This window comes from Kitasatospora sp. NPDC051164 (genome assembly GCF_044455625.1).
In the GTDB taxonomy this organism is placed as follows: domain Bacteria; phylum Actinomycetota; class Actinomycetes; order Streptomycetales; family Streptomycetaceae; genus Kitasatospora.
Genome location: NZ_JBITFB010000056.1, coordinates 20,988 through 32,807, shown reverse-complemented (window position 1 = coordinate 32,807; position 11,820 = coordinate 20,988). Strand labels below are relative to the sequence as shown.

7 protein-coding genes are annotated in these 11,820 nt (G+C 70.9%); 1 reads left to right on the top strand and 6 read right to left on the bottom strand.

What is annotated here, in order from left to right; translation table 11 throughout:
* Positions 1-149: 149 nt before the first annotated feature.
* The 3 genes from kdpA to ACIBEC_RS44425 form a co-directional block, all read right to left on the bottom strand.
* Positions 150-1,814, bottom strand: coding sequence for a potassium-transporting ATPase subunit KdpA (gene kdpA, locus ACIBEC_RS44435; RefSeq protein WP_360508583.1), 1,665 nt, complete (start codon positions 1,812-1,814; stop codon positions 150-152).
* 1 nt (position 1,815) lies between these two features.
* Positions 1,816-1,905 (bottom strand): K(+)-transporting ATPase subunit F, encoded by a 90-nt coding sequence (gene kdpF, locus ACIBEC_RS44430; RefSeq protein ID WP_360508580.1) that lies wholly within the window; start codon positions 1,903-1,905, stop codon positions 1,816-1,818.
* 716 nt (positions 1,906-2,621) lie between these two features.
* Complete coding sequence (locus ACIBEC_RS44425; protein WP_360508578.1) at positions 2,622-3,443, bottom strand: SDR family NAD(P)-dependent oxidoreductase; 822 nt, start codon at positions 3,441-3,443, stop codon at positions 2,622-2,624.
* 755 nt (positions 3,444-4,198) lie between these two features.
* Between ACIBEC_RS44425 and kdpB the strand changes: the two genes are divergently transcribed.
* On the top strand, positions 4,199-6,385 hold the full coding sequence (kdpB, locus tag ACIBEC_RS44420; RefSeq protein ID WP_360508575.1) for a potassium-transporting ATPase subunit KdpB: 2,187 nt from the start codon (positions 4,199-4,201) through the stop codon (positions 6,383-6,385).
* A gap of 45 nt (positions 6,386-6,430) precedes the next feature.
* Here the strand turns inward: kdpB and ACIBEC_RS44415 are convergent, their stop codons facing one another.
* The 3 genes from ACIBEC_RS44415 to ACIBEC_RS44405 form a co-directional block, all read right to left on the bottom strand.
* On the bottom strand, positions 6,431-6,856 hold the full coding sequence (locus tag ACIBEC_RS44415; RefSeq protein ID WP_360508572.1) for a hypothetical protein: 426 nt from the start codon (positions 6,854-6,856) through the stop codon (positions 6,431-6,433).
* Between the two features lie 161 nt (positions 6,857-7,017).
* Positions 7,018-9,438: a DUF4118 domain-containing protein gene (locus ACIBEC_RS44410; RefSeq protein ID WP_360508569.1), complete on the bottom strand. Its 2,421-nt coding sequence runs from the start codon at positions 9,436-9,438 to the stop codon at positions 7,018-7,020.
* An 8-nt stretch (positions 9,439-9,446) separates the two neighbouring features.
* The gene (locus tag ACIBEC_RS44405; protein WP_396290600.1) at positions 9,447-11,405 is read right to left on the bottom strand and encodes an amino acid transporter; all 1,959 of its coding nucleotides are present in this window, start codon (positions 11,403-11,405) and stop codon (positions 9,447-9,449) included.
* Between the last annotated feature and the right edge of the window lie 415 nt (positions 11,406-11,820).

Here is an 11,820-nt window from a genome sequence, read left to right as displayed (position 1 = left end):
CTTGACCATCACCCGGGGGTCGAGCTTCCTCACCGCGTCCGGCAGGGACGCGACGATCAGCTTCGGGTCGAGGAGGCCGCTCTGCACTCTGTGCGACGCGGCGGGCACGGCCTTGTCGGCCGGTACGGGGTTGAGCGTGGGGGTGGACATCAGGAGGTGAGACCTTCCGCAATCGGCCCGAGAGCCAGGGCCGGGAAGTAGGTGAGGCCGACGACGATCAGGACGACGCCCGACAGCAGGCCCACGAACAGCGGCTTGTGGGTGGGCAGGGTGCCCGGGGTGGCCGGGACCGGCTGCTGCTGCGCGAGCGAGCCGGCCAGCGCCAGCACGAACACCATCGGCAGGAAGCGGCCGAAGACCATGCACAGGCCCAGCGCGATGTCGTACCAGTCGGTGTTCACCGTGATACCGCCGAACGCCGAACCGTTGTTGTTACTCGCGGAGGTGAACGCGTACAGCACCTCGGAGAAACCGTGCGCACCGGAGTTGAGCATCCCGGCCCGCTCACCCGGCAGGGCCATCGCCACACCCGTACCGACCAGCACCAGCGCGGGGGTGGTGAGGATGTACAGCGAGGCGAACTTCATCTCCCGGCCGCCCAGCTTCTTGCCCAGGTACTCCGGCGTGCGCCCGACCATCAGACCGGCCACGAACACCGCCACGATCGCCAGCACGAGCATCCCGTAAAGACCGGAGCCCACACCGCCGGGCGCGATCTCACCCAGCATCATGTTGAAGATCGTGATCCCGCCGCCGAACGGCGTGAACGAGTCATGGAAGGAGTTCACCGCACCGGTCGAGGTCAGCGTGGTCGACGCGGCGAACAGCGAGCTGGCGGCGATACCGAACCGCTGCTCCTTGCCCTCCATCGCACCGCCCGCGGCCTGCAGGGCACTACCGCCGTGCTGCGACTCGGCGAGGGTGATCAGCGCCACCGAGGCGACCCAGAAGATCGCCATCACGGCCGCGATCGCGTAGCCCTGGCGGTTGTCGCCGACCATCCGGCCGAAGGTCCGCGGCAGCGCGAACGGGATCAGCAGGATCAGGAAGATCTCCAGCCAGTTCGTGAACCCGGTCGGGTTCTCGAACGGGTGCGCCGAGTTGGCGTTGAAGAAGCCGCCGCCGTTGGTGCCCAGCTCCTTGATGACCTCCTGCGAGGCCACCGGCCCGCCCGGGATCTTCTGCACGTCACCCGCGAGGTTCGTCACCTCGTGGAAGCCGTGGAAGTTCTGGATCACGCCGTTCGCCACCAGCACGAGCGCGAACACGATCGAGATCGGCAGCAGCAGCCGCAGGTTGATCCGGACCAGATCGACCCAGAAGTTGCCCAGCCGGTCGGTCCGGTTGCGGGTGAAGCCCCGGATCAGCGCCGCCACGATCGCGATGCCGACGGCCGCCGAAACGAAGTTCTGCACCGCCAGGCCCGCCATCTGCACCAGGTGGCCCATCGCGGACTCACCCGCGTAGGACTGCCAGTTGGTGTTGGTGACGAAGGAGATCGCGGTGTTCCAGGCCTGGTGGCCCTCCATCTGCGGCACGCCCAGGCTCAGCAGCAGGTAGCCCTGGAGCCGGATCAGGCCGTACAGGAAGAGGACGGAGACGGCCGAGAAGGCCAGCACCGAGCGCAGGTACACCGGCCACCGCTGATCGGCGTCACCGTCGACGCCGATCACCTTGTAGATGCCACGCTCGACTCTGAGGTGCTTCGAGGTGGTCAGGATGCGGGCGATGTAGTCGCCCAGGGGCCGGTAGCACAGGACCAGCGCGGCCACCAGGGCCAGGACCTGCAGCCAGCCCGCGAGAGTGGAGCTCATGTCAGAACTTCTCCGGGTAGATCAGCGCGAGGATGAGGTAGCCGACGAGCGCGACGGCCACGATGAGACCTGTGATGTTCTCGGCACTCACAGCTTCTCCACCCCCCGCGCGATCAGGGCGATGACGGCGAACACGGCGACCGTGACACCGACGTAGATGAGATCGGACATGGGCTCCACCTGAGTGGCTGAGGGGACGTATCCGTGATTGAGCCCGAGGGCCTCTCACGGCACCGGCGGAAGACCGGCTGGAGCAGCCAACCAGCCGGGGAAGGCGCGCAGCGCGTCCCTGATGCCGTCCATACGGGTGATCCAGAAACATTGACGCGGCCCTTATGCCGGCGTCATTCACCCGAGACCACGGATTGTCCTGAACGTTTCGTTGAGCCTGTCGGCACACCCGCCCACCTGCCTGCATCCGCGTCCGCAGTGGCGGACCGCCGCGTCGGTGTACCGGCGCAGGAGACTCGGGTTCGGCCGCGACAGGCGGAATCGCGGCTTCTGGCATTCATGGCTCCTCGATCGTGATGCTGACGATCGTGGAGCCGCCCGGCGCACCGACCTTGATGCGATCTTGACGACCCGTGCAACGAATCGGCCCCTGAGGCGCCAGCCGTCCGCACAGCCGGACAGCTGGCCTCAGGGGCCGAAGGTGGGCACCCGGTGCCGGTGGCACGCGGCACCGGGTGGGTCTGTCGGGTTACTGCCCGGGCTTGCGGCCGTGGTTCGCCTTCTTCTTGCGTCGTGCCTTCTTCTTGCGGGCGCGCTTGGACATCGTGGATCCTCCGGTCCTGCGGGTCGGGTGGTTCAGGCGGCCTGGCCGACCAGCTGGTCGGCGAGCTTCACCAGGCGCTTCAGCGAGCGCTCCTCCTGGACGACCTGCGCGGTCGGCGCGAGCGCCCCACCGTCGAAGTACGCGCCGTTGGCGACGACTGTCTCGGGCAGGCAGAGCCGGACGACGGCCGCCGCGCCCTCCGCCGCCGGCGCGCCGACCCGCCCGTACAGCGGCAGCAGCGCGGTGTCGCACAGGCCCGGGTTGAGGCTGACGGCGGTGATGCCGGAACCGGCCGGCGCCATGTCGGCGGTCGCCATCGTCAACGCGAGCTGCGACTGCGCGTACGCGGCGACCCGCGAGTACCTCTTCACCCGGTGCGGGTCCGACCAGTTCATCGAGGCGGTGCGGTGCAGCGACGACGACACGTTGACGATCCGAGCGTCGCCGGCCGCCGACAGCGGCGCGCGCAGCAGCTTCGCCAGCAGGTGTGCGGCCAGGAAGTTGACCTGCAGCGAGACCTCGTTGCCGTCGTCGGTGAGGGTGCACCGCTCGGGCGCCATCGCCGCGGCGTTGTTCACCAGCAGGTCGAGCGCCGGGTAGTGCTTGACGACCGTACCGGCCAGCACGGCGACCTCCGCGAGGTGGGTGAAGTCGGCTGCCAGCTCTACGAGTTGGTCCCGCCGGACGCCCACGTCGACCAGTCGCGCGACGGCCGCCTCGGCCTCTGCGGTGGTGCGTGCGTGCACGAGCACGGTCGCGCCGTGCCCGGCGAGCAGCCGGGCGGTCTCCCAGCCGATCCCGGAAGAGGCGCCGGTGACGAGGGCGGTGCGGGCGGACAGAACAACGTCGGACATGACCCATCCAAGGGTGGAAAGGCACCGGCGGGGTGCGAAGGCGACACGGCACGAAGCCGTACGCCTCCGGGGCCGCCGGTGCGCGAAGGGTGTGGTGCGAGGGAACGCTCGTCCGTCCCCTGCCCTCGGAGCCTGTCAGGGCAGGGGACGGACGGGCGGTGATCGGCACGGGCACGCCGAACAGCGCCCGGCCCGTGCGCACGGCCGGTGACGAGCGGGAAGGAGCTCGGTCCTACCGGACGGTGCTGGCGACCGCGACAGCGACGATCCGCGGCCGGCTATGCGGCGGGCGGTCGTGGTGGCGTGTCGAGCGGTGCATGTCCCCCATCAAAGCCTTCCCCGATGCCCGGGGCAAGCCGGCTCGACCGCATTGACGAAGCCCTGACGCTCCTCATCAAATGCCCCTCCTCTGGCCGGCGGGCAGCGGTTGGCCCGCCCCCCGCCCGCGCGCAGGGGCTGACCGCGACCTGGTCGGCGCCCCGGAGCAACCACGCCGGCCTGGCACTCGCGGAGGCCGCGGGCTTCCGGCCGGTCCGCCAGGAGGTCGTGTACTGGGCGGGCCCGGCCCTCTCCCACTGAGGGGACTGTGCCGGACAGGACGTCAGGGAGCTGTCAAGGACGTCATGTCGTACGCCAAGGCCCCGTCAAGACGCGCATGTCAGGTGTAGATCCAGTGCTTCGCTGCGGGAAGTTCCCACCACTCCCCCGAACCGCCGCCCCGTCCGACCGGGCGGCCCGGAAGGTCCCCCGAGACGATGCGCCGTTCGGCCCTCACCACCCCGGACACCACCCCCGACCAGCAGCAGAACTGGTTCCGCCGCCGGGAGCCCACACCCGGGCAGCCGCCGCACCACCCCGGCCACCGGCCCACCGGCCCGACGGGGCGCCGCCGGCTCATCACCCGGCGGCAGCTCGCCGAGGCGCTGCCCGCCGCCGTCCGCAAGCTCCACCCGCGCGTCATGATGCGCAACCCGGTGATGCTGGTGGTCGAGACCGGCTCGGCGCTCACCACCCTCACCGCCGTTGTCCACCCCGGCGTCTTCGCCTGGGTGATCTCGTTCTGGCTGTGGCTGACCGTGCTGTTCGCCAACCTCGCCGAGGCCGTCGCCGAGGCCCGCGGCAAGGCGCAGGCCGACTCACTGCGCCGCGCCCAGGCGGGCACCACCGCCCGGCGGCTGCTGCACTGGCGGGTCGGCACCCGCGACCTGCGCCACGAGGCGATCCCCGCCGAGCAGTTGATGCTGCACGACATCGTGCTGGTGGCGGCCGGCGAGGTCATCCCCCAGGACGGCGAGGTGGTCGAAGGCGTCGCTTCCGTCGACGAATCCGCCGTTACCGGGGAGTCCGCGCCCGTCATCCGCGAGTCCGGCGGCGACCGCACCGCCGTCACCGGCGGCACGAAGGTGCTCTCCGACCACCTGGTCGTCCGCGTTACCTCCCGCCCCGGCCAGAGCTTCATCGACCGGATGATCACCCTGGTCGAGGGCGCGAACCGGCAGAAGACCCCGAACGAGATCGCGCTCAACATCCTCCTCGCCTCGCTCACCATCGTCTTCCTGCTGTCCGTGGTCTCCCTCCAGCCGATGGCCATCTACGCCGGTGCACCCCAAACCACCATCGTGCTGGTCGCGTTGATGGTCGCGCTCATCCCGACCACGATCGGCGCGCTGCTCTCCGCGATCGGCATCGCCGGCATGGACCGCCTCGTCCAGCGCAACGTGATCGCCCTCTCCGGACGCGCCGTGGAGGCCGCCGGCGACGTCGACGTGCTGCTGCTCGACAAGACCGGCACCATCACCCACGGCAACCGCCGGGCCGTCGCCCTGCACCCGCTGCCCGGCGCCACCACCGAACAGCTCGCCGAGGCCGCCCAGTTGGCCTCCGTCACGGACGAGACACCGGAAGGCCGCTCACTCGTCGAACTGACGAACCGTCAGTACTGGGTGCCGCCACGCTCCCCCGGCGAACTCGGCGAGCAGCGGCCCGTCCCGTTCACCGCGCACAGCCGGATGAGCGGCGTCGACCTGCACTGGCCCGACGGCACGACCTGTCTGATCCGCAAGGGCGCCGCGAGCGCCGTCGCCCGCTGGGTGGTGGACTGCGGCGGACGGCTGCCGATGGAAGCCAAGCCACTGGTCGACCGGATCGCCGAGACCGGCGGCACCCCGCTGCTGGTCGCCGTCCACGACCGCCACGGTGCCCGCGCCCTCGGTGTGGTCGAACTCAAGGACGTGGTCAAGGAGGGCATCGCCGAACGCTTCGCCGAACTGCGCAGGATGGGCATCCGCACGGTCATGGTCACCGGCGACAACCCGCTCACCGCCAAGGCCATCGCCGAGGAGGCCGGGGTGGACGACTACCTCGCCGAGGCCACCCCCGAGGACAAGCTCGCCCACCTGCGGCGCGAGCAGGCCGCCGGGAACATGGTCGCGATGACCGGCGACGGCACCAACGACGCCCCCGCCCTCGCCCAGGCCGACATCGGCGTCGCGATGAACTCCGGCACCCCCGCCGCCAAGGAGGCCGGCAACATGGTCGACCTCGACTCCAACCCCGCCAAGCTCATCGACATCGTCCGGGTCGGCAAGCAACTCCTCATCACCCGGGGCGCGTTGACCACCTTCTCGATCACCAACGACGTCGCCAAGTTCTTCGCGATCATCCCCGCGATGTTCGCGAACGCCTACCCCGGACTGCACCACCTCAACATCATGGAACTGCACAGCCCCACCTCGGCGATCGCCTCCGCGATCATCTTCAACGCCCTGATCATCATCGCGCTGATCCCGCTGGCCCTGCGCGGCGTCCGCTACCAGCCCGCCTCCGCCACCGACCTGCTCCGCCGCAACCTACGCGTCTACGGGCTGGGCGGACTGGTCCTGCCCTTCCTCGGCATCAAGGCCATCGACCTGCTGATCCAGTTCGTCCCGGGGCTGGGATAGCACACCGACCTGCCGTCTCCTGAACGATGCCGGAGGCGGCAGGCATCAGCCGAACCGGTTCCCCAAGTCCTCACCGACCGGAAGGCGCTCGACGCGGATCGTCCGGCGCGGTACTGCGGCCGGCAGGGAGAGCAGCAGGGCCGCGCCCGTGAAGAGGGCGAAGTGCCCGCTCTCCGCTCCCGGTCCCGACCAACCGAGCTCGGCGTGGCGGTGTTCGACGAAGGCGTTGCAGCACAACCAGGCGGCCAGGCCGACCAGCGGGGCGGCCAGGGGTCGGGAGAAGCCTCCGGCCAGCGCGGCCAGGCCGATGTACGCGATGTACGGGAACCAGCCGGCGTGGAGCTCGCCCAGCCAGCCGAGGCCGAGCGCGAGCGCGCCACCGGCAACCAGGGCCACCGTGCCGGACACCGCAACCGGCAAGCGGTCGAGGACGGGGTGGTAGCGACGGCCGCCGGGGCGGGCGGAGTACATGCGCAATGTCCTGTCCCAGCTTCGCCGCGAGTTCGTTCGACGCCAGCCAACCCACACGCCACAGGCCCGTCGCCTCCCCTTGACGGGATCCTGACGCCGACACCCGGAATCACAACGCGATCTTGATGCCCCGGATCGTCGCCCAACTCGGCACCACGCCATCAGGCCACCGCACGAGCCAGGCTGATCACGTACGCGGTGCCGCCTCCGGGTGCCTCTTCGACGGCCAGTTCGCCGTTCATCGCCTCCACGAATCCCCGCACCACCGCCAGACCCGCAGGCGCCGCGGCAACAGCCTCGCCGCCGTGGACGGTCACCCGGACGTCCACTCGCCCGGCCACCGCGCCGGCGTCGACCACCACCGCCGTCCCGTCGGAGACCAGGACGTCCGCGAGCGCCCGCTCCAGCAGCCCTGGATCGGCCAGCACCCGCGGCAGATCCGACCCGAGGTCAACGCGCACGCCGGGAAGCCCCTCGGCAGCCGCCCGCACCACCTCGTCCACCGCCGTCGGCCGCAGCACCACCGGCAGCACCCCGGCCCGCAGCCGGTTCAGGTCCAGCAGGTTGGCGACCAGCCGCTCCATCCGCTCCGCCTCGGCGCCGATCCGCTGCCCGGCCGGGCCCGGCACTCGCCCGGCCTCCCGGCGCACCGCCGCCAGCGGCGCCCGCAGGTCCTGCCCGACGGCCTCCAGCAGTGCGGTGTGCAGTGCGTCAGTGTGCGCGAGCACGTCCGCCACCGATGCCTGCGCGGCCAGCCGTTCCCGTTCCCGGGCCAGTTTCAGCTGGGTGACGTACGGCCCGAGCAGTCGGGTGTCCTCCTCCGTGAGGGGCGCTCCGCGCAGGACCAACACCGCGTCCTCGCCCAGGTCAACGGAGAAGGACGCCTCGCCGGGCCGCTGTGGGACCTCCGCGCCGGCCACAGCCGCCGATTGCCAGAGCGCCTCACCCGTCCGCACCAGCACGGCGGCGCCGTCCAGCCCGAACACCTGACGCAGCTCCGCCACCAGATCGGTCAGGACCCGCGCGCCGGACTCCACCGTCTCCCCGGCCAGCCGGGTGAGCACCGCCGCCTCCGCGCGTGCCCGGTCGGCCTGCTGCGAGCGACGCGTCAGGCCGTCGATCAGGTGCGAGATCACCCCGGCCACCGCGAGGAAGACCAGCAGCGCCGCGACGTCCGCGCCCCGTTCCACGACCAGGCTGTGCCACGGCGTGGTGAAGAAGAAGTCCGCCGCCAGCGCCCCGGCCGTCGTGGTGGCCGCCGCCGGCAGCAGTCCGCCCAACCGGGCCGTCCCCGCCACCACCAGCAGCAGGCAGAGCAACGCGCCGGACAGCCCGAGCGAGTGCCGCAGCGGTGACAGCGCCCAGGCCAGCGCCACCGCTCCGGTCGGCCCGAGCCCCCATGCCCACCGGCGCCGGCCGGCCGGAACCAGGGCGGGGCGACGGCGTCGGGGCGCGGGCGGCACGGTCAGCAGTCCCGGCTCGGGCGGTGGAAGCACGCGCACGTCGATCGGGCCGGCCAGCCGGATCACCCGGTTGATCACCGAGCCGGAGACCAGCTCGCGCAGCCTGCTGCGGCTGCTCGGCCCCAGCAGGATCTGCGTGGCGCTCTCCGTCCGGGCGAAGTCCACCAGAGCCCGCGCCACGTCGCTGCCGCTCACCTCGACGTAACCGGCGTGCAGCTCCCGCAACAGCGCCCGCTGGGCGGCCAGCCCCGGCGGCTCCCGCTCGGCCGTGCCGTCGTCCAGTCGGACGTGCACGCCGATCAGGTCTCCGTGCACCCGGGTCGCGGTGCGGGCTCCCCTTCGGATCAGGTGCTCACCCTGCAGAGCACCGTTCAGTGCGACGAGGATCCGCTCCTTGGTCTCCCAGGGCGCCTGGATGCCGTGCCGGGCCCGGTAGTCGGCCAGCTCCTCCTCCACCCGGTCCGCGAGCCAGAGCAGCGCGAGCTCCCGCAGCGCGCCCAGGTTGCCGGCTCGGAAGTAGTGGTCCAGGGCCACGTCGATCCGGTCCGCCGGGTAAACCTCCCCCCGCGTCATCCGGGTGCGCAGCGCCTGCGGGCTGAGGTCGACCAACTCGATCCGGTCGGCGGCCCGGACCACGTCGTCCGGGATCTTCTCGCGCTGGGCGACGCCGGTGATCTGCTCGACAACGTCGTTCAGGCTTTCCAGGTGCTGGATGTTGAGCGTCGTCGCCACGTCGATCCCGGCGTCCAGCAGCTCCCGCACGTCCTGCCAGCGCTTCTCGTTCCGCCCGCCGGGCACGTTGGTGTGGGCGAGCTCGTCCACCAACGCGAGCGCCGGGCGGCGCGCCAGCAGTGCGTCCAGATCGAGCTCCGTCAGCTCCACGCCCCGGTACGACACGGGCCGCCGGGGCAGCACGGGCAGGTCCCTCAGCTGGCTCTCCGTCCCGTGCCGCCCGTACGTCTCGACCAGGCCGACCACCACGTCCAGCCCCTCGCCGCGCAGCCGCCGCCCCTCCCGGAGCATGGCGTACGTCTTCCCCACCCCCGGCGCCGCTCCCAGGAACACCCGCAGCTTCCCGGCCACCGCCGTCCCGCCGTCTCTCTCCGTCTCCGGTTCCATGCTCCGCCCTAGCCGACGTGGACGCGCGGGCGCCGGGAACGGTCCGGCTCCGCTTCGCGCAGCACCTCGCGGGTGACCGGGGCCACCTCGCCCTGGCCGAACAGGAAGAAACGCAGGAAGTGGCCGACCGGGCCGCCTTCGGTCCACTCGAAGTAGATGTGCGGGATCTGCCCCGTACGGTCCCGGATCGTCATCAACAGGGCCGCCAACGCGTTCGGGACGCTGGAGCTCTCCAGCGACAGCACCCGGTAGCGGTCGTGCAGGACCTCGCCGCGCACGTCCAGCACCGACTCGAACTCGGACGGGTCCCGGACCGTCACCTCGACGAAGACCAGGTCGACGTCGGCCGGGATGTCATGGTGCTCCCGGAGCTCCCGCTTCTTCTCCTGGTACTCCGCCAGGTCACGGCTGTTCGGCTCGTTGGCGATCAGCCGCATCGGCCGGTAGGTGTAGTCGCGGACGAACCGCTCGGCGGCCTCGTCGAGCACCACGTCGGTGACGCGCAGCTCGAACGCCCGCTTGAGCCGGGACAGGAAGGAGACCAGGATGATCCCGCCGATGAAGCAGGCGCCGATCTTCACACCGTCGGGGCGTTCGGCGATGTTCGCGCCCGTCGTGTACAGGAAAACCGCCGCGATCACGGCAAAGCCGATGGTCCAGGTGCGCTGCCGGGCCTTGTGCGCGGCGATGGTGACGGCAATGGCGGCCGAGGAGATCAGCACCAGCACGCCGGTCGCGTACGCGCCGCTCTGGGCGTCCACGTTCGCGTCGAAGAGCCACGTCACCAGGAATCCGATCAGGGTCAGCACGATCACCATCGGCCGCACCGCCCGTGCCCAGTGGGGCGCCATGCCGTACCGCGGCAGGTACCGGGGCAGCAGGTTGAGCATGCCGGCCATCGCGGAGGCGCCGGCGAACCAGAGGATCGCGATGGTCGAGATGTCGTAGACGCTGCCGAAGGCGCTGCCCAGGTTCTGGTGGGCCAGGTAGGCCAGGGCGCGGCCGTTGGCCGGCCCGCCCGCCTCGAACGCGGCCTTGGGGATCAGGACCGTGGTGATGAAACTCGTCGTGATCAGGAACGCACTCATGATCAGCGCGGCGGTGGTGAGCAGCTTGCGGGCGCCGCGGATCCGACCGACGGGCTTCTCTTCGGTGTCCTCGGGATCGCCCTCGATGTGCGGCATCACCGCGACGCCGGTCTCGAAGCCGGACAGACCCAGCGCCAGCTTCGGGAAGACGATCAGCGCGACGCCGATCATCGCGATCACGTTGCCGTGCTCGGCGGTCAGCGCGTCCGCCCAGTCCGTGACCACGTCCGGGTTCTCCAGCACGTGCCAGAGCCCGTTCACCACGACGACGACGTTGAGCGCCAGGTAGACCACGACCAGGACGACCGCCAGGCCGATCGCCTCGCTGAACCCCTTGAGGAAGACCGCGCCAAGCAGGGCGACAAGGGTCAGCGTGATCAACATCTGCTTGCCGGACAGCGCGCTGTGCAGACTCGGGTTCTCCACCAGGTGCGCGGTCGCGTCCGCCGCCGACAGGGTAATGGTGATCATGAAGTCCGTCGCCGCGAACCCCAGCAGCGCGAGGACGAACAGCTTCCCCTGCCAGAACGACAGCAGCCGCTCCAGCATCGCGATCGAGCCCTCGCCGTGCGGGCTCTCCTTGGCCACCCGCCGGTAGACCGGCAGCGCGCCGAACAGCGTCACGATCACCAGCACGACCGTCGCCACCGGCGACAGCAGCCCGGCCGCGAGAGCCGCGATGCCGGGCTGATAACCGAGCGTCGAGAAGTAGTCCAGGCCGGTCAGGCACATCACCCGCCACCACCGCTGGCCCTTGTGCTCGACCGGCGCCTCCGCGTGCGGCCCCGGATACTGCTTGGCCATGTCGGCCAGGCCCTCCAGCAGCCACGCCCGGAACCTCGTCCGCCGCGTCGACGCCGCCGCACCCGACGAACTCACCCTGCGCCCCTGTCCACGTCCCCGAACCGGCGCCACCGAGGCGGCGGCAGGGCGAAAGGCTATGTGACCGGCCCCTCCACTCCCGGCAACCGCTCGCACGGGTTCGCCCCGTTGGCGCAACGGCCGGCAGACGGCCACCAGCGCGCGTGCCACGCCGCCGACATCCAGTCGACAACCCGATATGCCTGCGCGAGGGGGCTCTCGCGGGTTTCCGGGGAGCGTTCTGGGTGCCCGTTGATCGGATGTCTACCGGCGCTTCCTACGTTCTTCGGCAGCAACCTGGATCAGCGGACACGCTATCGACCGAAAGCTCAACGGCAGCTATCTACAGCTGCCGTGACTTCGAAGGCCCGGAATGACCCCGCCCGGTTTCCCTTTGGCTTCCTGAAGCCCCGCCCGGCCGGGTCGAGTTCGC